The 24,530-nt window shown below is 30.0% G+C and carries 21 protein-coding genes and 1 pseudogene; all 22 read right to left on the reverse strand.

Annotated features, from left to right (window positions below):
- Positions 1-699: pseudogene (locus Q0F58_RS08885) on the reverse strand (sensor histidine kinase); the annotation flags it as partial.
- A 151-nt stretch (positions 700-850) separates the two neighbouring features.
- The gene (locus tag Q0F58_RS08890; RefSeq protein ID WP_294375277.1) at positions 851-958 is read right to left on the reverse strand and encodes a cyclic lactone autoinducer peptide; all 108 of its coding nucleotides are present in this window, start codon (positions 956-958) and stop codon (positions 851-853) included.
- Positions 959-1,489: 531 nt separating this feature from the next.
- Entirely contained in the window at positions 1,490-2,158 is a 669-nt protein-coding gene (locus tag Q0F58_RS08895) for an accessory gene regulator ArgB-like protein (RefSeq protein ID WP_294375223.1), read from the reverse strand.
- A 333-nt stretch (positions 2,159-2,491) separates the two neighbouring features.
- Positions 2,492-3,742, reverse strand: coding sequence for a phosphoribosylamine--glycine ligase (gene purD, locus Q0F58_RS08900; protein WP_294375226.1), 1,251 nt, complete (start codon positions 3,740-3,742; stop codon positions 2,492-2,494).
- Positions 3,743-3,906: 164 nt separating this feature from the next.
- Positions 3,907-5,415: a bifunctional phosphoribosylaminoimidazolecarboxamide formyltransferase/IMP cyclohydrolase gene (gene purH, locus Q0F58_RS08905; RefSeq protein ID WP_294375229.1), complete on the reverse strand. Its 1,509-nt coding sequence runs from the start codon at positions 5,413-5,415 to the stop codon at positions 3,907-3,909.
- A 23-nt stretch (positions 5,416-5,438) separates the two neighbouring features.
- Positions 5,439-6,050, reverse strand: a complete 612-nt coding sequence (purN, locus tag Q0F58_RS08910; RefSeq protein WP_294375232.1) for a phosphoribosylglycinamide formyltransferase — start codon at positions 6,048-6,050, stop codon at positions 5,439-5,441.
- Positions 6,038-7,039, reverse strand: coding sequence for a phosphoribosylformylglycinamidine cyclo-ligase (purM, locus tag Q0F58_RS08915; RefSeq protein WP_294375235.1), 1,002 nt, complete (start codon positions 7,037-7,039; stop codon positions 6,038-6,040). The genes purN and purM overlap by 13 nt, the downstream gene beginning before the upstream one ends.
- 14 nt (positions 7,040-7,053) lie before the next feature.
- Complete coding sequence (gene purF / locus Q0F58_RS08920) at positions 7,054-8,475, reverse strand: amidophosphoribosyltransferase (protein ID WP_294375237.1); 1,422 nt, start codon at positions 8,473-8,475, stop codon at positions 7,054-7,056.
- 174 nt (positions 8,476-8,649) lie between these two features.
- Positions 8,650-9,357 carry a phosphoribosylaminoimidazolesuccinocarboxamide synthase gene (gene purC, locus Q0F58_RS08925; RefSeq protein ID WP_294375240.1) on the reverse strand — a complete coding sequence of 236 codons (708 nt, stop codon included), beginning with the start codon at positions 9,355-9,357 and terminating at the stop codon, positions 8,650-8,652.
- Positions 9,357-9,836: a 5-(carboxyamino)imidazole ribonucleotide mutase gene (gene purE, locus Q0F58_RS08930; protein ID WP_294375242.1), complete on the reverse strand. Its 480-nt coding sequence runs from the start codon at positions 9,834-9,836 to the stop codon at positions 9,357-9,359. The genes purC and purE overlap by 1 nt, the downstream gene beginning before the upstream one ends.
- Before the next feature lie 122 nt (positions 9,837-9,958).
- Positions 9,959-13,705 carry a phosphoribosylformylglycinamidine synthase gene (locus Q0F58_RS08935; RefSeq protein ID WP_294375243.1) on the reverse strand — a complete coding sequence of 1,249 codons (3,747 nt, stop codon included), beginning with the start codon at positions 13,703-13,705 and terminating at the stop codon, positions 9,959-9,961.
- A gap of 363 nt (positions 13,706-14,068) precedes the next feature.
- Positions 14,069-15,496: an aspartate ammonia-lyase gene (locus Q0F58_RS08940; protein WP_294375247.1), complete on the reverse strand. Its 1,428-nt coding sequence runs from the start codon at positions 15,494-15,496 to the stop codon at positions 14,069-14,071.
- Between the two features lie 504 nt (positions 15,497-16,000).
- Complete coding sequence (locus tag Q0F58_RS08945) at positions 16,001-16,816, reverse strand: hypothetical protein (protein ID WP_294375253.1); 816 nt, start codon at positions 16,814-16,816, stop codon at positions 16,001-16,003.
- A complete protein-coding gene (locus Q0F58_RS08950; RefSeq protein WP_294375257.1) occupies positions 16,813-17,388 on the reverse strand; it encodes an RNA polymerase sigma factor in 576 nt (191 codons plus the stop codon). The genes Q0F58_RS08945 and Q0F58_RS08950 overlap by 4 nt, the downstream gene beginning before the upstream one ends.
- A gap of 327 nt (positions 17,389-17,715) precedes the next feature.
- The gene (locus tag Q0F58_RS08955) at positions 17,716-18,960 is read right to left on the reverse strand and encodes a chloride channel protein (RefSeq protein ID WP_294375260.1); all 1,245 of its coding nucleotides are present in this window, start codon (positions 18,958-18,960) and stop codon (positions 17,716-17,718) included.
- 452 nt (positions 18,961-19,412) lie between these two features.
- Positions 19,413-19,580, reverse strand: a complete 168-nt coding sequence (locus Q0F58_RS08960; protein ID WP_294156265.1) for a zinc-ribbon domain-containing protein — start codon at positions 19,578-19,580, stop codon at positions 19,413-19,415.
- 149 nt (positions 19,581-19,729) lie between these two features.
- Positions 19,730-20,413 (reverse strand): amino acid ABC transporter ATP-binding protein, encoded by a 684-nt coding sequence (locus Q0F58_RS08965; RefSeq protein ID WP_294375262.1) that lies wholly within the window; start codon positions 20,411-20,413, stop codon positions 19,730-19,732.
- Positions 20,414-20,425: 12 nt separating this feature from the next.
- Positions 20,426-21,067, reverse strand: coding sequence for an amino acid ABC transporter permease (locus Q0F58_RS08970; protein WP_294375265.1), 642 nt, complete (start codon positions 21,065-21,067; stop codon positions 20,426-20,428).
- Between the two features lie 36 nt (positions 21,068-21,103).
- Positions 21,104-21,949 (reverse strand): amino acid ABC transporter substrate-binding protein, encoded by an 846-nt coding sequence (locus Q0F58_RS08975; RefSeq protein ID WP_294375267.1) that lies wholly within the window; start codon positions 21,947-21,949, stop codon positions 21,104-21,106.
- Positions 21,950-22,154: 205 nt separating this feature from the next.
- A complete protein-coding gene (locus Q0F58_RS08980) occupies positions 22,155-22,670 on the reverse strand; it encodes a hypothetical protein (protein ID WP_294375269.1) in 516 nt (171 codons plus the stop codon).
- Between the two features lie 167 nt (positions 22,671-22,837).
- A complete protein-coding gene (locus Q0F58_RS08985; protein ID WP_294375272.1) occupies positions 22,838-23,788 on the reverse strand; it encodes an SPFH domain-containing protein in 951 nt (316 codons plus the stop codon).
- A gap of 3 nt (positions 23,789-23,791) precedes the next feature.
- A complete protein-coding gene (locus Q0F58_RS08990) occupies positions 23,792-24,223 on the reverse strand; it encodes an NfeD family protein (protein WP_294375274.1) in 432 nt (143 codons plus the stop codon).
- Positions 24,224-24,530: the final 307 nt, after the last annotated feature.

A 24,530-nucleotide genomic window follows, 5' to 3' on the forward strand; every position in this document is an offset into this window, starting at 1 on the left:
TACAATAACTGCATTTATTGAATTTTCAAATAATAAATCATAGCATGCTTCATTATTCAAAAGCATGGTTTTCATTTCATTTCTCTGTCTTCTTTTCTCTTCCAATTTATTATTCAATACATTTAATTTATTTTCTTTCTTCTCATTTTCATATTTGACTAAATCAACATAATATCCTAACACCCATCCTATTACCACAAAAATTCCAATTATTATTATATCATTCTGAAATGCTGCATTTATTCCATTTTTTATAGGAGCATATAACAAATCATTAATAAATATTAAAAGAGCTGATAAAAACGAAGTCCTTAGCCCATATTTTGACCCATATTGAATCGTACTTGACATAATAAGTAATAAAAATATATATTTATATTCACAATCATATTCATGAAAAATGTGTGATGGCATAGATATTAGAATTACAAATATAATATTTTCAATACTCCACTTTAGTTTAATATTATTGTTGTTACAATTTATACTTGTTAATATCAATTTTTGCAAAAAATATATAATCACTGTAAACAAAAGAAAAGATATGGATGCAAATATATTAATTTCATTACCTATATCTGTATTTAGAATTTCCCATTTTTCAGATGAATGTATATAAATAATTATTAAAACAAAAATTAATATAGATGTTTTTATCATCAAGATAATATCAGAAATATTCCTCTCATATTTTTTCAAAAATCACACCTTCTTCCACTATTGTTTATTAGCAGTAATATAAGACTGATGCATTCCTGAAACAAGAGTTATTTTATAAATACTATCAAATTTCTCGATTTGTTTTTAAGTAATCAGCCTTATATTCTAAATCTTACAATAAATAATTATTTTATTTATTTAAGCTTTTAGGTTCTTTAGGTTGATATGCTCCCCACATGCAAGCTGAAGCTGAAACAGAATATGCCATTTTTTCACAAACCTTAGCTATAGATTTCATAACAATTTTTGATTCTAATTTTTTCATAATTCTCACCTCCTTTCAATGCTTCTTATATTTGGTCCAAATTGAAATTTTCAGTATTTTTTACTGTTCATTTCAATGCAAAATTTTAGAATAAATGCAGACAATATAAATAATATTAATGATGGTATTCCATGTAACGCTTTTATATAAATATTAGAATGATTTGAAATTTGTATATCAAGTATGAAGCATATTACTATATTTACCAATTCGCATAACTGTAAAATTATAAAAGCTATTAATGTATTTCTAACTGCTTTAATAAAAGGTATACCTATTATTGTAAAAGCAATAATAGTCAATATAATATTTATTATTATATGCATTCCAAAAAGTGCAGGTAATAATCGTGATATATATATACAAAAACTCAAAACAAAACTCACAGTAATATATTTATATTTAATCACTCTTTTCTTTGATAATGTATATATTATAAAATTCAACACAAATGTCTCAGGAATAACTATAATCAGCATCTCAAGCAAATTTAATTTAAACATATTACTTTACTTTCACCACCACAAAAATGTATTTTAATATTTTATCCATCTTATTAATCATAAATATCCCTAAGTCAGTCAAAGTTATACACTGCCACAATTCGCCTAATATGAGACACTGAATAACCTTCAAAACAAATTTTTCGTAATAATTCTCATCAACTATTAAAAGTAAAGCAATACTTATAAATAAAGATATACAAAGTAAAATTATTGACTTAATTCTAAACTTCTTTCTAAGCTCTTCACTTCGTATGGGCTTTTCAATGCTATCTACAGGTGCTTTTTTTATAATTATATTTATATTTATTATTGTTATAATTACTACCATTATTATGCTTATTTTTAAATTCATATAAATGAATATCTTTTGAATCATTAATCCACCTATGACTGCAGTAATGGTTCCAATTGCTGCACATCTCATAGGTGAAGATGCATGTCCCCCTCCTGAATATTTTCTAAGAACTCCTGCACTTATAGAAAACATTAAAGATTCAAATAATGTTCCAGTTAAAAAACCAAATGCTATAACCCAAAAAATTGAATTAATTGTCTGCAATATATTTATAGCTCCATATACTATTATTTCAACTTGATCTGAATCTAAATTGAGATTTTCTTTTGTTTTATTACCAATAATCATAGCTATTTTCTCTATTGAACTCATCCATATCTCCATCCTTTATTATATAATAACATATTTTTTCAAAAAAGTATAATAATTATATAATTTTTATCTTAATTTTTTCTTTTTTATTCTAATATTTACATAGTATTAATAATTAAACATTTTATTCCAAATTATTTCTCTATTTTATAATTATTTTTCTACTGTAAACAATATTCAATTGAGATCAAGAACTTTCTATATTGATTAAGAATCTTAAAGATTTAATAAATTCATAAGTCGAGTCTATATTGGTTCTTATCAAAATTATAATCATCTCTAAAATACAAGAGATCCGGAAATAAATTTCCAGATCTCTCAATGAATTTCATATTATTTAAATATTCCAATATCTGTTCTACAGTAAGAATCTTTAAATGTTACATATTTAATATTTTCATAAGCTTCTTTTCTAGCTTCTTCAACATTTTTACCACAGCCAATGACTGATAATACTCTTCCTCCGTTTGTCTTTAAAACTCCATCTTCAAATTTAGCTCCAGCAAGAAATACTTTATCCTTTACTTTTTCATCAATTTTTATTTCATATCCCTTAGTAAAACTTCCTGGATATCCTTTAGATGCAAGCACTACGTTTATACATACACCATCTTTCCATTTTACTGTAGTTTTGTCTAACTCTTCTCGCAATGCAGCTTCTATAAGTTCAACAAGATCACTTTCCATTAAATAAAGAACTGATTGTGTTTCTGGATCTCCCATTCTTACATTATATTCTAAAAGATATACTCCTTTTTTAGTTATCATTATTCCAAAGAAAATTATTCCTTTAAAATCGAAACCTTCTTCGCGGATACCATTTAAAGTATTTGCCATTATGTTTTCTTCAAAATCCTTCATAACTTCATCTGTAACATATGGATTTGGAGCCATAACTCCCATTCCTCCAGTATTTGGTCCTTTTCCACCGTCATAGATTTGTTTATGATCTTTTCCTGATAGGAATGGAATTATTGTCTTTCCATCAGTAATAGATAAAATTGATGCTTCTACACCTTCTAAAAATTCTTCAATTACAATAGTATCTCCTGCTGATCCAAACTTTTCATCTACCATACATTCATTAACTGCTGCTACTGCTTCTTCTTTATTCTGGCAGATTATAACCCCTTTTCCTGCTGCAAGTCCATCAGCTTTTACTACTGTTGGATAAGGACATGTTTCAAGATATTTAAGCGCTTCATCAACATTTGTAAATGTTGCATATTCTGCAGTTCTCACACCATATTTTTTCATAAAATCCTTTGAAAAGCTTTTGCTGCCTTCAAGTCTTGCTCCATTTGCTGCTGGTCCAAATATTTTTAATCCTTCTTTTTTAAATTCATTTACTATTCCCTTTGTTAAAGGATCTTCAGGTCCAACTACTGTTAAATCTATGCATTCATCCTTAGCAAATTTTATTAAATCGCTTATTTCAGTAATATTTACATTTTCACATTTATTTTCTATTGCAGTACCACCATTACCAGGTGCTACAAATATCTTTTCAACCTTTTTGCTTTGTGCAAGTTTCCAAGCAAGTGCATGTTCTCTTCCACCTGATCCTATCAAAAGAAGTTTCATAATTAATTACCTCCAAATCTATTTTAAAAATGCCTCAGGGCTAATCCCTGAGGCTACTCTCAAGAGGGCTTCCCCTTAAACTTTACTTGTTGAATATATTGTTAAAATCCCTTATATTTTTTAAACCACTATATATTAAGCTGCCAACTTAACACTTTCATATTTTAATGTTTAAAATGTCTATATCCAGTAAATATCATTGCTATTCCATGTTCATTACATGCATCTATAGATTCCTGATCTCTTATAGATCCTCCTGGTTGAACTATTGCTTTTATTCCATATTTAGCTGCTGTATCAACAACATCCCTGAATGGGAAGAATGCATCTGAAGCTAATACTGTAGCTCCTTTTCCTCTTTCTAATGCATCTTGTGTTGGCCATAATCTATTAACCTGACCTCCACCTATACCTACAGCAACTCCGTTATGAGCAGTAACTATTGCATTAGATTTAACATATTTAACAACTTTCATTCCAAATAGCAAATCCTTCATTTCTTCATCTGTTGGTGCCTTTTCTGTAACTACCTTTATTTCATCTATAAGCTTCTTATCTTCTTCTTGTACAAGCATAGCTCCATCAACAGTTACCATATACTTTTCAGCTTTTGGAGTATTGTGGAATTTAAGAACTCTTAGATTCTTTTTAGTCTTTAATACTTCTAAAGCATCATCATCATAATCTGGTGCAGCTATTACTTCTAAGAAAATCTTAACCATTTCTTCAGCTGTCTTCTTATCAACTTTTCTATTAAATCCAACTATTCCACCAAATATAGAAGTTGGATCTACTTCATAAGCCTTCATGTAAGCTTCATTTATATCTTTTCCTATTGCAACTCCACAAGGTGTATTATGTTTTAATGCACAGCATGCTGGTTCATCAAATTCATTAACACATTTCCATGCTATATCTACATCCTTAAAATTGTTATATGATAATTCTTTACCATTCAAAGTTTCAAATGTATTCATTGCTCCATCAAGCATTGTTGATGAATAAACAGCAGCAGTCTGGTGAGAATTTTCACCATATCTTAATCCCTGCATCTTCTTATATGAAACTGAAAGATATTCTGGATATTCTTCATCATCATCAGCTAACATAAAGTTAGATATTGCAGCATCATAAGCACTCATAAGATTAAATACTTTTCCAGCTAATTTCTTTTTAAACTTATAGCTGACTTCTCCATTTTCATTGATTTCTTCCATAACTTTAGCATAATCATCTTTATTAGAAATTACAACGACATCCTGAAAATTCTTTGCTGCTGCTCTAAGCATAGTAGGTCCGCCAATATCTATAAATTCAACTTTTTCTTCAAAAGTCAAATCTTCTTTTACTTTTTCAAAGAATGGATAAAGATTTACTACAACATAATCTATTGTATGAATGTTTCTTTCTTTTAAAGTATCCATATGTTCTTTGTTATCTCTTATTGCCAATATTCCAGCATGTACTAATGGATGAAGAGTCTTAACTCTTCCATCAAGCATTTCTGGGAAATTAGTAACTTCATTTATTTCAATTACATCTATTCCATTTTCTTTCAAGTATCTATAAGTTCCACCTGTAGATACAATTTCAACATCTTTAGATACTAAGAATTTAGCAAAATCTAAAACTCCGTCTTTATCAAATACACTTATTAAAGCTCTCTTTTTCATGAAAAAGCTGCCTCCTGAATAATTTATTTATTTATTTTTGTTTTTCCGTTTATAAATTCAACTCTGCCCTCACTTATTAATTTAACTGCTTCTGGCAGAAGAATATGTTCTCTTTCAAGAATTCTCTTTTGAAGGGTTTCTGCATCATCTTCAAAATATACAGGAACTGCATCCTGAAGAAGTATTGCTCCTCCATCCACATCCTTGTTGACAAAATGAACAGTACATCCTGAATATTTAACTCCGCTTTTGATAACTGCTTCATGAACCTTCAATCCGTACATTCCAGGTCCACAGAAGGATGGAATAAGGGAAGGATGGATATTTATTATCTTATTTTCAAATTCATCAAGAATTCTGCCATCTAATATTGATAAAAATCCAGCAAGTACTATAAGATCAACTTTTCCTTTGACTAATTCCAAAATCTTATCACTTGATTTTTCACCATATTCTTTTCTTGATACAACATGAGTTTCTATTCCATGCTTCTTTGCTCTTTCTAACGCATAAATTCCATCTTTACTTGCAATAAGCATTTCAATTTTTACATTAAGCTGTTTGCTTTCTACTGCATCAATTATAGACTGAAAGTCAGTACCGCCTCCTGATGCTAAAACTGCTATTTTAAACAAACACCTTCACCTCCAGCTGTAACACAGCCTATTTCATATGCTTTTTCTCCCATTTCTTCTAAAGCTTTAATTACAGCTTCTGCATCTTTTGGATCAACAGCCATAACAAAACCTATTCCCATATTGAAAGTATTATACATATGATCTCTGTCTACACCTTTTTCCATAATCTTATCAAAGATTGGAGGAAGTGGATATGAATCTTTTTTGATTTCAGCAGTTAATTCTCTTCCATTAAACATTCTTGGAACATTTTCTATAAATCCTCCACCTGTTACATGAGCCATTCCTTTTATATCAAATTTTTCTAATAATTTAAGGACTGGTTTAACATAAATTTTTGTTGGAGTAAGTAATGTTTTCCAAACTGGTTCACCATTAAAGTCTTCATTTAAATCTGTAAATAACTTTCTTACTAGTGAGTATCCGTTTGAATGTATTCCAGATGAAGCTATACCTATTAATTTATTTCCAACTTCAATTTTACTTCCATCTATTATCTTATCTTTATCGGCAACACCAACTGCAAAACCAGCTATATCATATTCTCCTTCATCATAAAATCCTGGCATTTCAGCAGTTTCTCCACCAATTAATGCACATTCAGAATCAAGACATCCATCTGCAACACCTTTAACTAAATCAGAAGAAACTTCTGCTTCAAGTTTTCCACACGCAATATAGTCAAGGAAGAATAATGGTTTTGCACCATGACATAAAATATCATTTACGCACATAGCAACACAGTCAATACCAACTGTATCATATTTTCTATTCTTAAAAGCTATTTCAAGCTTAGTTCCTACACCATCAGTACCTGAAATAAGAACTGGTCTTTTGTAACCTTCTGGAATTTCAACCATGCCTGCAAAACTTCCTAATCCATTTAAAACATATTTGCTCATTGTTTTTGCAGCATATTCCTTTATTAATTTTACACTTCTGTATCCTTCTTCTATATTAACGCCTGCTTCTTTATATGTAATCATATTAACACTCCTCTTTATTCTTCTTTTTCAACTGGTGTAGCTACAGGATAAATTCCATTGAAACATCCCATACATAATCCTTCTTTGCCATCACAGCTTATCTTTACGCCTTCTTCACTTAAATATCCAAGATAATCAGCACCAATCATATCTCTTATTTCTTCAACTGTATGATTTGCTGCAATAAGCTCACTTCTGTATGGTGTATCAATTCCAAAATAACATGGATATTTAACACCTGGAGAAGCTATCAAAAAGTTAATTTCTTTTACTCCTGCTTTTCTAAGAGAATCAACAAGATGTTTTGATGTAGTTCCTCTTACAATTGAATCATCTATAAGAACAATGCTCTTTCCTTCAAGATTTACTTTTAAAGGATTCAATTTAACAGCTACGGCTCTTTCTCTTATTTCCTGAGATGGAGTAATAAAGGTTCTTCCAACATATCTGTTTTTTATAAAGCCTGTATCATATGGTATTCCTGAAGCTTTAGCATAACCTATAGCAGCTGGTATTCCTGAATCAGGAACTGCAACTACAAGGTCTGCTTTTAATGGATGTTCCTTATAAAGCTGCATTCCAGCCTGTACTCTTGTTGTATGAACATCTAATCCGTCTATTCTGGAATCGGGTCTTGCAAAATATATATATTCAAATGCACAAGTCTGACATTGAGTATTTTCTGAGTATCTGTAAGAATGTACTCCCTCTTCATCAATAACAACAATTTCACCAGGCTCAACATCACGAACAAGCTCAGCTCCAACTGCATCTAATGCACAACTTTCAGAAGTAAGAATATATCCTTCATCAATTTTTCCTAGTGAAAGTGGTCTTATACCATGAGGATCTCTAGCTCCTATTAATTTGTTCTGTGACATAATTACAAGTGCAAATGAACCTCTTACTGCTGACATAGCATCAATAACAGCTTTAGTAAGCCCTTTTTTAGCACTTCTAGCAATAAGACATGCTATTACTTCAGAATCTATTGATGTATGAAATATCTGTCCTGCATCTTCAAGAAGTTCTCTTATAACATCATCATTAACCAAATTTCCATTATGAGCCATAGCTATAGCTCCAATCTTAGATGTAGTAACTATTGGCTGAGCATTTTCTATTCCCTTGCCCCCAGCAGTTGAGTATCTTACATGTCCTACAGCAATATGACCTTTTAATTTATGCAGATCTTCAGGTTTGAAAGCATCAGTTATAAGTCCTAACCCCTTATGAACATCTATTTTTTCTCCATCTGCAACTGCAATTCCAGCACTTTCCTGACCTCTATGCTGAAGTGCATAAAGACCATAATATGTAATAGATGCAACATCAATAGGATTTTCCTTGTTTGCGTAAACACCAAAAACTCCACATTCGTCCTTAAATTTTTCCAAACTTGGATCCATAATTAATTCAAAATCCGTTTTTGTCATGAAACCTATCCCTTTCACTCAAATTATTTAAAATATTTATAGATGACACCAGAACCTGCATCAATGCGGGTTCTGGCAATTAAAATCAAGAAATAACTATAATCTTCCTCAATTTTATATATACTGTGTAATCATTAATATATATTACAATTAACAATATAATTTTTAATATGATTATTTAGATATTCTCTTTAATATTTCTATATAAGCATCTTCAACATTTCCAAGATCTCTTCTGAATCTGTCTTTATCTAATTTTTCTCCTGTTGTAGCATCCCAGAATCTGCATGTATCTGGAGAGATTTCATCTGCTAAAACAATTTCTCCATCAGCAGTCTTACCAAATTCAATCTTAAAGTCAATTAAATTGATATTTTCTTTTGCAAATGCTTCTTTTAAGATATTGTTGATTTTAGCTGTCATATCTAAAATAGTGTCTATTTCTTCAAAAGTTGCTGCTCCAATTGCTACTGCATGATAACTGTTTATTAATGGATCTCCTAATTCATCATCTTTATAAGAGAATTCAAATACAGTAGTTTTTAAAGCTGTTCCTTCTTCAAGTCCTAATCTCTTAGCCATGCTCCCTGCTGCAACATTTCTTACAATAACTTCAAGAGGTACTATAGTAACCTTCTTACATAATTGTTCTCTGTCATTTAACTTCTTTATAAAGTGAGTTTTAATTCCCTGCTTTTCTAATTGTTCAAAAAGTATTGAAGTTATATTGTTGTTCATAACTCCTTTATCATGTATCTGACCTTTCTTTTCACCGTTAAAAGCTGTTGCATCATCTTTATAATAAATTATTACTTCATCAGCCTTATCTGTAGCATATACTTGTTTTGCTTTTCCTTCATATAACATTTCTTTCTTTTCCATTATAGTTCCACTCCTTCAGCATTATCTTCAATAAATTTTTTCTTCATATTTACTCTATATTCTTTTAATTTATTTTTTAATTCTTCATTATTTACAGAAAGCATCTGTACTGCAAGCATCCCAGCATTGTAACTGTTATTTATTCCAACTGTTGCAACTGGTATTGATTTTGGCATCTGCACTATAGAATAAAGTGCATCAACTCCCTCAAGAGCTGCTTTTACTGGAATACCTATTACAGGTAAAACAGTCTTTGATGCTATTACTCCTGGTAAATGTGCTGCAAGACCAGCTCCAGCAATAATAACTTTGCATCCTTCTTTTTCAACTTGTTCTAATGTTTCTTCTAATTTCTCTGGTACTCTGTGAGCAGATAATACAAATGCCTTATATGTAATTCCAAATTCCTTTAATGCATTTGCAGCTCCTCTCATTACTTCTGTATCAGATTTGCTTCCAAAAAATATTGCTACTTCCATTTAGCAAGCCTCCTAAATTAACTGTATATAAATGATTAATATAAAATCATTTAGTAAACTTCGATACTCTTTAAATATCTGTTTTAACTGACACAAACTACATAGCTGTGCCAGTTAAAATATTATTTAAAGTATTTAACACCTGATTCAAATATCTTTTGATCATAATTTCCAGGAATATTTTTGAAGATATCTTCTCCACTTCTTTCACTGTGGCCCATCTTACCAAGAACTCTTCCATCTGGACTTGTTATTCCTTCTATTCCATACATTGATCCATTTGGATTATATGGCATATCTAATGAAACATTTCCTTCTAAATCAACATACTGAGTTGCAACCTGTCCATTTTTAACTAATTCTTGAATTAGACTTTCTGGAGCAACAAATCTTCCTTCACCATGTGAAATTGCTACTGAATGAATATCTCCAGCTTTAACTTCACTAAACCATGGTGATTTATTTGAAGTAACTCTTGTTCTTACAATTGAACTCATATGTCTGTTTATACTGTTATAAGTCAATGTTGCCATATCTTCTTTAATATCAACAATTTCACCATATGGCACTAAGCCTAACTTTATCAATGCCTGGAATCCGTTACAGATACCTAGAGCTAATCCATCTCTATTTTTTAATAATTCCATAACTTCATTAGCTATCTTTTCATTTCTTAATGCATTTGCTATAAATTTACCTGATCCATCTGGTTCATCACCTGCTGAAAATCCTCCTGGTATCATAAGTATCTGCGCAGTTGAAATTTCCTTTGCTAATCTGTCTATTGAATCTTTTAATGCTTCCTTTGTAATGTTTCTGAATATAACCTGTGTAACATCTGCTCCGGCCTTTTTAAATGCTCTTTCACAATCATATTCACAGTTGTTCCCTGGAAATACTGGAATTACAACCTTTGGTTTTACCACTTTAACTTTAGGTGACGCATAAGATTTAGCTTCAAATAATGGTGTATCTATCTTTTCACCTGTTTTCTTTGTTTCAATTGGATATACAGATTTAAGTTTTTCTTCATAAGTCTTTTCCAATGAATCTATATCAAATTTAAAGTCGTATTCCTTGCTTGATACTATATTTTCTGCTACTGTTTTACCAATAACTTTATATTCTGCACCAGCTAATGCTTCACTTACATTTACATCTTCCTTGACTTCAGCTACTACAGATCCGTAATTAAATCCAAATAAATCTTCTTTAGTCAAGTTTTCAATTTCTGCTCCAATTTTATTTCCAAGAGCCATCTTAGTTATACATTCAGATACTCCTCCGAATTTAACTGCTGAAGCTGAAATTATCTTTCCATCCTGAATTAATTTATATAAAATATCTAAATTCTTTTTATATTTATCTATATTTATTGTTCCATCAGCACACTTTTCCACAGTAAATAATACTAATTTTGAACCAGCTTTCTTAAATTCTGGTGAAATAATTTTTTTAGCTTTTTCAACACCTACTGCAAAAGATACTAATGTTGGAGGTACATCTAAATCACCGAAACTTCCTGACATTGAATCCTTACCGCCAATAGCTGCAATTTCAAGATCCATTTGTGCTTCATAAGCTCCAAGTAATGCTGCAAAAGGCTTGCCCCATCTGCTGCTGTCTTTTCCAAGCTTTTCAAAATATTCTTGGAATGTAAGATGAGCTGTTCTAAAATTACCACCCATAGCTGCAAGCTTTGTTACGCTTTCAATTACTGAATAGTATGCCATATGATATGGACTCCACATTCCAAGTTCTGGATTCAATCCGAATGTCATAAGAGTTGCATCTTTGCTTTCTCCACCTGGAACTACTATTTTAGCAGCCATACCTTCTGCTGGAGTCTTTGCATACTTACCACCAAATGGCATAAGAACTGTTCCTCCACCTATTGTAGAATCAAACCTTTCGCTCAATCCCTGTTGTGATGCAACATTTAATTTCTTTAAATTATTTAACCATTCTTCTTTTACGTCTATATCCTTAACTTCAAATGGATAAGCAGCAGGAGATTTAACTGTTACTTCAGTCTTTTGTGTAGCTCCATTTGTATCTAAGAAAGTTCTCTTTAAATCTACTATGTTCTTTCCTCTCCAGAAAAGTCTTAACCTGTCTGTATCAGTAACTTTTGCAACTAATGTAGCTTCTAGATTTTCTTCATTTGAAAGTCTTATGAATTCATCAGCATTTTCCTTTGTTACTACAACTGCCATTCTTTCTTGAGATTCTGAAACTGCTAATTCTGTTCCATCAAGTCCTTCATATTTTTTTGTAACTTTATCTAAATCTATATCTAAGCCTCTGCAAAGCTCACCAATTGCAACCGAAACTCCACCTGCTCCAAAGTCATTACATCTCTTAATCATCTTAGCTACTTTAGGATTTCTGAATAATCTTTGAAGTTTTCTCTCTGTAGGTGCATTACCTTTTTGAACTTCTGCACCACATTCACTTAATGAATCAACTGTATGTTCCTTTGATGAACCAGTTGCTCCACCAACACCATCTCTTCCTGTTCTTCCTCCAAGAAGAATTATTACATCTCCAAGGCTTGGTTCTTCACGTATTACATTTTCCTTTGGTGCTGATGCAATAACAGCTCCAACTTCCATTCTTTTTGCTGCATAATTAGGATGATAAACTTCCTGAACTTGACCTGTTGCAAGACCAATCTGGTTACCATATGAGCTGTATCCATGCGCTGCTCCAAGTACTATCTTTCTTTGAGGAAGTTTTCCTTCCATTGTATCTTTAACAGGAACTGTTGGATCTGCTGCCCCTGTAACTCTCATTGCCTGATATACATAAGTTCTTCCTGAAAGAGGATCTCTTATAGCTCCTCCAAGACATGTTGCTGCACCACCAAATGGTTCAATTTCAGTTGGATGGTTATGAGTTTCATTTTTAAACATTACAAGATAATCTTCCATTCCCTTGTCTGTTTCAACCTTAACATTTATAGAACATGCATTGATTTCTTCTGATATATCTAAATCATTAAGCTTTCCTCTTTTTTTAAGCTCTTTCATAGCTATTGTTCCAATATCCATAAGAGTCTTATTTTTCTTCTTATCAGTATAGAGATATTCTCTTGATTTCAAATATTCTTCATAACTCTTTTTAACAGGTTCTGTATAAATTCCATCTTCTATATGTACATCTTCTAAAACTGTTGAGAATGTTGTATGTCTGCAGTGATCTGACCAATATGTGTCTATAACCTTAATTTCTGTTATAGTTGGTTCACGTTTTTCTTCTTTGAAATAATCCTGGATCATAATAAGATCATCGATACTCATTGCAAGTCCATTTTCTTTATGGAATGTCTGCAATTCATCGACTGTTTTTTGAGTAAATCCATTTAAGACTTGAACATCTTTAGGCTGGTTTGAAATTGCTGATAATTCTTTACTGTTTATATCCACTTCACGAGAATCTACTGGATTAATGTAGTACTTCTTAATCTTTTCAATATCACTTTTAGAAAGATTTCCTTTTAAGACAACAATTTTTGCTGATTTTATTTCTACTTTATCTTCAGCAGTTAAAAGTGCTAAACATTCAGAAGCTGAATCTGCTCTTTGATCGTATTGACCGGGTAAAAATTCAACTCCAAAAGCTACTTCTCCTTCATTAATTGGTAAATTTTCTTCATAAATTTTATCAACTGTAAGTTCTGCAAAGATTGTATGTAATGCTTTCTTGTAGTAATCCTCTGCTATTTCAGAGATTAAATACTTATTTATAACTCTTACATCTTCAAGATTTGTTATACCTAAGTTTTCTTTAAAATCTCTTAATAAACCTTGAGCTTCAACATTAAATCCACTCTTCTTTTCTACAAATACGCTTCTAATATTTGACATCTTAATTCCTCCAAAATATTATGAGATTTAGCTTATCACCACGGCTTCGTGATGCGAATATTTTAATTTTAATATTTTTTAATTTTCGTGTTTCTAAATTAAGATTATCATTTAACACGGACATTGTCAACTAACATAATGTATTTTTTTAGTCTTTCTTCTATTTTTACGAACTTTAAAAGTCTATATTGCCAAATTAATTCGTGCGTTTTTCATTTTTCCTAACATTTCACAATATAAATTTAATTTAAAATTAATTCAAGCAAAATTTTTTCCTTAATTCGACCTTTAATTTTTATAAAATACAAAATTAAAGACAGTATACTGAAAATTCAATACACTGTCTTTTAATATTTGTCTATTTTACATAGCTTTATCAGAAATTAATTCTGAACAAATATCCTTATCATCCGGCATAGTCATGGTAAACGGATTTAATATTTTTTCTAATTGAGTTTCAGATAATATCTTTTCATCTAATACTATCTTTCTCACAGGAATTCCGTTTCTTAGTGATTTTTTAGCAATTGCTGCACTTCTCTTATACCCTATATATGGACATAATGCTGTGACAATGCCAACGCTGCTTTCTAATAATTCTTTACATCTATATTTGTTTGCAGTAATTCCTGAAATACAGTTATCAATTAAAGTTGATATGGCATTTTCAAGAGTTTCTATTGATTCAAATAAATTATAAAATAAAACTGGTTCAAATGCATTGAGTTCCAATTGTCCCGATTCAGCTGCCATAGTTATAGTAAAATCATTTCCTATAATATTGAAAGCCACCTGTGAAACTACTTCAGGTATTACTGGATTTACTTTCCCTGGCATTATTGAAGATCCATTTTGCATTGCTGGAAGATTTATTTCTGCAATACCTGTTTTTGGACCACTTGATAATAATCTTAAATCATTGCACATCTTTGATAAATCTACAGCACATGTTTTTAAGGCTCCTGATACAACTACAAATCCATCAAGATTTTGTGTTGCATCAATCAAATCCTGTGCTTGAACCACATCAAAACCACATACCTTTTTTAAATTTACAACTATATTTTTTAAATATTCTGGACTTGTATTTATGGAAGTTCCTATTGCTGTGGCTCCCATATTTAATGTAAGCATTTCTTTCTCTGCTTTCTTTAACCTTTCAATATCACGTTTTATCATTGACGCAAACGCATGAAATGATTGACCTAATCTTATTGGGACTGCATCCTGTAACTGAGTACGTCCCATTTTTATTACATCATTAAATTCAAATGATTTAAATTCTAATTGATTATATAATCTCTGCAATTCATAAACAGCTCCTGGAATCATTTTTAAAATTGTAAGTTTCCCTGCTGTTGGAAATACATCATTTGTTGACTGAGCCATATTCACATCATCATTTGGATGTATTATACTGTAATCTCCTTTTTTTCCTCCAAGCAGTTCAATTGCACGATTTGCAATAACCTCATTTGCATTCATATTAGCAGATGTACCAGCTCCACCTTGTATAGGATCCACAATAAACTGATCATGAAATTTTCCACATATTATTTCATCACATGCATTTATTATTGCATTTGCAATATGTATCTTTAAAAGACCTGCATTTTTATTTGTAATAGCAGCTGCTTTTTTTATTTCCGCAAGACTTATTATTAATTTTTCATGCATATGTTTTTTAGTTATTGGAAAATTATTTTTAGCTCTTAAAGTTTGCACTCCATAATATGCAGATTCTGGCACTTCCATACTTCCTATTGAATCATATTCCACCCTTGTTTTCATTTTTAATTCCCCTTTTCTTTTAAAATTCGTCTTTTACTCTTTTTTATCATTATCAAAAAATAAATATTTTTTATATTCCTCTTTACACTTAATATTTTTAATCAGTGTTTCAAAATTGTTTTTTTATTTTCAACCTTTTCTTCCTGACACTCATAGCTTATCATTACTGACTTTCAAAGTAAATATATGACTGAATTTTATGAATAAAGAAAACTTTTCTATTTTAAAACTTAATTATTCTTAATCTCATCATTTGTCATCTTAATTTTTTAAAGTGTATTTATTTTTTCTATTTCGCGCAGAATAACGAATATTGAAACATGTTTTTTTATTATTGTTCTTTTTTATTTTGTATATAAAAAACAGCAATAACTATTATTTTAGTATATTGCTGTTTTATTTTTATATATTAATATACAAATAAAATTACTACATAAAATTCTAATTGCTCATTTTCCTGCACAAAATTTTAATATTCTTCCCACTTTTTTATAAATAATTTTTTTAGTTTTCATCAATAATTTCTTTGGCCATATCAATCATATCTTGCTGACTTAATTCATCATAATTAGTATTCATAATTAAATATGACATTCCATCTTCATACCATGCTACACATTGCATATTATTTTCAGATTCTTCTTTACTTCCATATCCAATTTGTAAACTTCCATTTTCACAAAGTTGTTTTTCTTCTTCAGTTGGTTCATAATTTTCATCTACTGCCTTATATTTGAAATTAGAATATTCAAGGTCAATTCCTTTATATGAACTCTTCACTGCATTGTTAAGTTGATTTTCATCAATATATTTCTTATCAATTTTTTCAATAGTTATTGTCAAATCTTGATTTTTTTGAGTTCCATCTTTTTCATAAGAAAATTCTGCACTCTTAAAATTTTCAATCGCATTTCCTTTTTCATCTCTTATTTCATCATTAGAATAATTGAAAGTTTTAAATTTAAATCCATTACTGAATTTTTCTATATACTTAGGTTCAAAACCAACCTTTTCTTTTACTTTGCTTTCATCTGGAAAGCTTTTAGTTTGTGTCAATATTGATGAACTTGAATACCATCCTGAAAGATTAGTGGCTGCAACACATGTTACAGTTGTAAGTACACATAATGCTCCTGTAATTAGTATTGTTCTTGGTCTTAGTATTTTAGATTTCATATTAAACACTCCTTCTTCTTCTCTTTTCATAATTTCACTTCTGATTTTAAAGAACATATCTTCCGGAACTGAAGTTTTATCTGTTACATTCTTTAAACACTGCCTTATGTCTTTATCTAAATTTTCATTATACTTTCTCTTCATCTAACTTCACACTCCTTAACAATTCCATGTCCATATTCATCAGATCTCATTAAATTTTTTTTCAATTTCCTTCTTGCACTGTGCAGACGTGATTTTACTGTTCCTTCAAAACACCCCATAACATGTGCAATTTCCTTTATTGTAAGTTCATTAAAATAGTAAAGAATTATTACAGTTTTCTGCTTTACATCAAGTTTTTCAATTTCTGAATGAAGCATATCCGATTGTTCTTTTCTTATATATTCATTTACATATTCATCTAATTTATTGCTATCTGCCTTTTCAAATATATCATCAACAGGTACAGCTTTCTTTTCTTTGTTTGAATACTTCCAAGCAAGTCTTGTAAGTATTTTAAAAAACCATGATTTAAATTGTTCAATATTTTTTAAATTCTTTATGTTAGTATAACACTGCACAAATGCTTCCTGAACAATATCTTCACTTAAATCCTCTTTTCCTGTAATAAGATATGAATATTTATATGCTTCATTTTTATATATTTCAAACAATTCTGCAAAAGCATTCATGTCACCAGACTGGATTTTTAATATAAGCTTCTTTTCATCCACTTTTTTAAGTCCCCCCTTTGACGCTTATTATCGATGCATCTATATATTAGAGCTTTTTAAACTTAAATTGGTTCATTTTCAATTTAAGTTTTTTATATTTTTTAATATCAGACTTCAAATTTAATAATTAATGTCTATTCTTACTGTGTATTTATACCGTTTTCAAAAATTATCCTTATCCTTCTTATAAATATAATTTCCTATAAAACAAAAAATTGTCTCACCAGAAAATTTTCATTACTATACATGACTAAAAATCATATATGTTATACTGTAAATCATCTATGTGAGACAATCCTATTTTTATTCTAATATTATTTAAAATTTTTACTCTGCATTTCTATTGATGTATTCTGCTTTAATTTTTGAATACATTATCTTTTGACTTGAATACAAACTATAATAGCCAGATTCCATATAACTTACTCCACACGCTATTGCAAATAATATTATATTACCAGCACCAAAAAGTTCTATACTTAAAATCACAGATGTTATCAATGTATTTACAACTCCACAAAATAAAGCTACTAATCCTACAGCAGCACCAAAACATGGATTTAATCCCAGCAGACTTCCAAAAACACATCCAAAAGTTGATCCTATGAAAAAAGTAGGGACAATTTCACCGCCCTTATACCCTACACCTATAGTGATTGCAGTAAAAATCATTTTTAACACAAATGCTTCAGGCCTTGCATTTCCATTTATGGCATTTGATATTATGTCCATTCCGGCTCCATTATAATCTCTATTTCCTACTATTAATGTCATAGCAACAATTATTGCTCCACCTATAAATACACGGACATAACTATTAGCCATATATTTTTTGAATAACTTATTACTTTTATGCAAAACTTCACAAAAAATAATACTAACCAAAGCACATAAACTTCCAAGCACCATTACCTTAACTATATTAATAACAGATAATTCAGGAAATATATTCAAATTAAATTTAACAGGTGTTAATCCAAAATATAACGATACAGCATATGCAGTTAAAGATGACACTATACAGGGTACAAATGCAGAGTAATGTATTATCCCAATACTTATTACTTCCATAGAAAAAAAAGTTGCAGTCAGTGGAGTTCCAAATAATGCAGAAAAAACCCCACTCATTCCACATAAAGTTATAAGATGCATATCCTTTTCATCAAGTCCCATAAGATTTCCAATTTGAGATCCGATACTTCCTCCAAGTTGCAGCGCTGCTCCCTCTCTTCCTGCTGAACCTCCAAAAAGATGTGTAATTACTGTTCCAATGAAAATAAGTGGAGCCATTAAAAATGGAATTTTCCCATCTGTTCTAATAGAATTTATAACAAGATTGGTTCCCGGATCTTCATTCATTCCTTTTTTATACAGAAATACTATTATCAGTCCTCCAAATGGAAGCAAATATAATATTCCAGGATAATGATTCCTTGTATTTGTTGCAAATTCTACGCTCAAATGAAATATGCTCCCAATTACACCTCCGATAAATCCAGTGATTCCAGCAATTATTATCCATTTAAAAAATGCTATTATATTTAATTGTATTACTCTTAATCTATCATTCATGTTCTTCTCCAATTCAGCTATCAATTAAAACTTTAAAAATCCATTTTTTAAAAATTATCTATTAAATTTAAATATACAACGCTTCAATTAACAATAGACGTTTAAATATTTTCAAGATTTGTTTAATTACTATGTATTTTCATACTTCTTAATCAGTGATATTACTGTATTAAGTTTTTAAAAAAACTACAATTTCTTATATAATAAAAAAATCTGCTTCGCAGACTGTGTGTTTCTGCCCCCTTCAAAAGTTATCCACAGATTGTTCGAAAATATAATTTCCTATAGAAGAACAAAGTGGCTTCGCCACGCCCACTTCGTGGATAACTATTTAGCCTTTTCATACCTCTCACTCCATTGGTATAACTAGGTTTCAAATTTAAAAATTTTTATATTTTCCTATACATAAATAAAGACCATAAGAAAATATCTTACGGTCTCGAAATCAACTATTATTTGTCAAAGTTTCTGTTGTTTCTTTGAGCTTTTCTAGCTTTTCTGCATTCAGGACATCTAACTGGATCGTTATCAAATCCTTTTTCTTTGAAGAATTCTTGTTCACCTACTGAGAATATGAATTCCTTTCCACAATCTTTACATACTAAAGTCTTATCTTCCATTATATAAATCCTCCTTTTCAAAGATTAACCCCATACTTTAAACAATCTCTGAAACAGAGGCAATTTTACGAGTACTGATTAAATCTTGAATTTTATTACACTCTTAGAATAGCATATTTTCCTTTATAATTCAACAAATTTATTACAAATTACCCCTCAAATATTAAGCCATTTTCAATTTTTCCTAAATTCATAGAAACTATTCTATCGCTTACATTTTTGGCAAAATCCATATCATGAGTTATTATCATCATACTCATTCCTTTTCCACTAAGACTTTTAATAAGATTTGCAACTTCTCCTGTAAGTCCTGGATCAAGAGCAGAAGTGGGTTCATCAAAGCACATTATTTTAGGTTCAAGAACAAGTGCTCTTCCTATTGCAACTCTCTGCTTCTGTCCCCCTGATAATTCGCAAGGGTAATTATCCTTTTTATCAAGAAGACCTAAAAAACCTAATGTTTCTTCTGCCTTTTCAATCGCTTTCTTCTTAGAAATCCCTAATACTCTCTGAGGTGCTTCTATGAGATTTTCCAAAACACTCATATGAGGAAAAAGATTAAAATTCTGAAATACAAATCCTATATCTTTTCTTATTTCTCTAAGTTCATTTTTGTTTACATATTTTCCATCTTTACACAGAAATCTGCCATTAATCTCTATATCTCCCTCATCACAATGTTCCAATGCATTGACACATCTTAAAAATGTAGTCTTTCCGCCTCCAGAATGTCCTACTATAACTACTATTTCACCTTCATTTATTTCAAGGTCAACGCCTTTCAATACTTCAGTATTTCCAAATTTCTTTTTTAAATTCTTAACTTTAAGCATTTAATCTTCCTCCTATTTATAATAGTCATACCTTTTCTCAAGCCTTTTTAATATCTTGCTTAAAATTCCAATAACTATTAAATAAACAGCACCTACAATTATAAGCGGCCATAATGAAACATCTCTATTAGATGCAATCTTACCGATTTTAAGAAGTTCATCCATACCAACTATATAAACTAGTGATGTATCCTTTACCAAAGTAGTTATTTCATTTGCTACTGGTGGCAGTACTGTTTTAAATGCCTGTGGAAGCACTATTCTAAAAAAAGTATCTTTGGGTTTTATTCCTAAAACTTCAGCAGCCTCTACTTGCCCTTCATCAATAGATTGTATACCAGCTCTGAAAATCTCTCCAAAATATGCACCATAATTTAAAGTAAAAGCTATTATGGCTGATGGGAATCTTTCAAAAGTTATCCCAACCAAAGGAAGCCCAAAAAATATAACTATTATTTGAAGCAAAAGAGGAGTTCCTCTCATTATAAGGACATATGCTCCACTCAACTTGCTCAATATAAATAGTTTTGATGTCCGCATCAACCCTACAATTATTCCTAGAGGAATAGATAATACTAATGTAAGTGCAAAAATTTCTAAAGTAACCTTTAACCCTTCAAGTACTTGGGGCATCAATCCTAATATATAACTCAAATTTACTCCTCCTCACCAAACTTCAAAACAACAGTTTTATTTTACTATTATATCTTCATCGAACCATTTTTTTGATATTTCAGCTGCTTCTCCATCATTTATGACTTCATCCAATGCCTTATTAAATTCTTCAACAAATTTAGTATCGTCTTTTCTTATTCCTACAGCATATTGTTCATTACCAAAATTTTCAGTTAAGATTTTATATTTTCCTTCTCCTCTTGCTTTAATATAGTATCTTGCTAAAATTTCATCAACAACTATTGCATCAAGCCTTCCAGCTTCCAAATCCATTAAAGCCTGATTATTATCTTCAAATGTAATTAAACTTCCTCCATCAAAAGTACTCATTATATTTCCATCAGCTTCAACTGCATCAACTGCTGTGGATTCATTTTGAGCACCTACTTTTTTACCTGCAAGATCTGCTTTTGTATTTATAGATGAATCTGCTAATGTTACAATAATTTGAGTATTATTTAAATAAGGCTTTGAAAATTCAACTTTTTCTTTTCTCTCATCATTTATTGAATATCCATTCCATATTAAATCAATATTTCCTCCATTAAGTTCTGTTTCTTTCATGCTCCAGTCTATAGCCTGAAACTTTATTTTTTTATTTAATTTTTCACTTACTGCTTTTGCAAGATCAACATCAAATCCTACAATTTCTCCACTTTCATCTTTAAATCCCATAGGTACAAATGTATCGTCAAATCCTATTACCAATTCATCCTTATCACTTGTACTGCTATCACTTTTAGCGCTTGTCTCAGATGAACTTCCTGCATTTTTACTGTTTCCACATCCGATACATGTTACCCCTATAGCTAATGCTATTCCTAATGTTGCTAGTCTTTTAACCAATTTATTCATATTCATTATTATTTCCCCCTTAATTATCCGCTTTTTCTATTCATTACTTTACCACACTAAAGTATTATATTCAAGCATTTTTTTCATTTTCTTTACTATTTTATTATTTTTATCTACAAACATTAATTTTCTAAATTGATTTTACACACAATAAAAAAAGCCGCAATAAAGAAACTCTACATCCTCTGTTTCCATACTACAGCTTATCATTTTATTCCCCAAATCTATTTAAAGCATTTTCAAGATTACTCATATGCGATTTTAACTGATCTACTGAATCACTTACTTTTTCTTTATCAACAGGATTTTCAATATTGTCAATCCTATCTTTTGTATCATCTGCTTTTTCTTTTAATTCATCTATCTTTTCATTTAATTCATCGACCTTGTCAATTATATCTTCACTTTTCCCTTCAAAATCTGCATTATTAATAGTATCTTTAAGTTCCTCCATTTTATCATTAAGCTCATCAATCTTATCTTTTGTCTCACTATCTGTATCATCTAATTTATCACTTATTTCTGATGGAGTCGTCTTTAATTTATCCATTAATTCTGCTACCTTCTCTGATTCAAAAATTTCATCCACTTTATCACCAGATGGCTTTTCATCAGTATTTTCTTTTACTTCTAATATGTAGTCATCCTGCAGGTTTAAATTGCATCCTACAAAAGCAGATTGTAATGCAAGTATTGTACACATTGCAATAACTTTTTTTATCTTCATTCTTCCACCTCAATTGGTTATTTTGTACTAACAAGTATATATTAATACTTTTTTATTTATTATGCAATCAATAATCCTTCTTTAAAATATACTATAAAAGGGAATCTTTATGCTGATTAATATGGCATAAAAATTCCCTTTTATAATCTAAAATATTTAATTTTGTCTTATTCTGATTTCTTTGAATCTTTCAATACATCTGCAATTGCTGCAATACTTCCTAGTGAAGATAAAGTATCATTTGGAAGTATAAGCTTATTAGCTGGACCTGCTGCCATTTCTTTAAGTGCTTCAACCTGCTTTAATGCAATAACTCTTTCATCAGTTCCTGATTCAAGTATAGCTTTATTTACTTTCATGATAGCTTCTGCTTCTGCAACTGCAATCTGTTCAATTGCTTTTGCTTTACCTTCTGCTTCTAATAACTGTGATTCTCTTAAACCTTCTGCTCTTCTTATATTTGCTTCTTTTTCTGCTTCTGCTTTTAATATCTGAGCTCTCTTTTCACCTTCTGCCTTTTCAACCTGAGACTGTCTTAAACCTTCTGCTTGAAGAATCATTGCTCTTTTATCTCTTTCAGCTTTCATTTGCTTTTCCATGGCTTCCTGAATTTCTGCTGGAGGTACTATATTTTTAATTTCTACAGATAGAATTTTTATTCCATATGCATCTGTAACTTCATCTATTATTGTAAGAAGATCTTGATTTATTTTATCTCTTCCAGATAAAACTTCATCCAATGTCATATTACCTATTATATTTCTTATATTTGTTGTTGCTGAATAAACTATACCTGCTTTATAGTCTTCTATATTGTAGACTGCATCTTTAGGATTTAGTAATTTATAAAATATAACATTATCCACTGAAATTTTTACATTATCTTTTGTAATAACTGATTGTGGTGGCACATCTAATATTTGTTGTTTTGTTGATACCTTTTTTCTTACAAAATCAATAAACGGAATTATAAAATGCCATCCTGGTTCTAAAATTTTGTAAAACTGTCCAAATCTCTCTACTACGTATAAATAACCTGTATTTACTATTTTAATTGATGATAATATTACTATTACAACCATAAGCAATAGTATAGCTAAAATTATTGATAATATCATTTTCTATTCCTCCTTTAACTTTTCAATCAACAGCTTTATTCCTTCAATTCCTATTATTTTGAATTTATCTCCTGTTTTTATCTTTTTACCTTTATTTATAGCTGTCCAATATTCTCCCCCCACTTTTATCATTGCCTTATCATTTATTTCTTTCTTTGCTTCAAAAATTTCTCCTATGTACTTTTCTTCCATTAAAGGTGTTCTCACAAAACCTTTTTTCATTTTCTTCTTAAGATAAGGATAACCTACTGATATTGATATTATGTTTACAATTGCAAATACTATCACTTGAATTGTAATATTCATCCCCATTACTTCACACATTATAGCAGCAACAGATCCTACTGCCAATAATACAAAACAAAAACTGCTGGATAATATATCAATTACAAATGCACCAACTGCAATTAATATCCATAAAATCATATACTCCATATTTAATCCCCCTTTCAATAATTATTATACTATTTAATATAAGTATTTATATATTTTTTTCTACAAAATAATTATACAGTATTTAAAATTTTATTTCAAGTTTTTTAATATCTTAAAAAGAGTTAATGAATAACTTTTAATGTCACTCTAATCTTTTTAGCTCATTTTTAATTAAAAATTTAAAGCACCATATCATTAAAACAAATACATCTTAAATGCAAAATATCAGCTATATTATATAACTAGACTTGTGCAGTAAATAGGAAAAATTTAAGCTACTAGTCCTAATTTGGAAATAGTAGACTCT

The organism is uncultured Clostridium sp., from assembly GCF_934754915.1.
Classification (GTDB): domain Bacteria; phylum Bacillota; class Clostridia; order Clostridiales; family Clostridiaceae; genus Clostridium.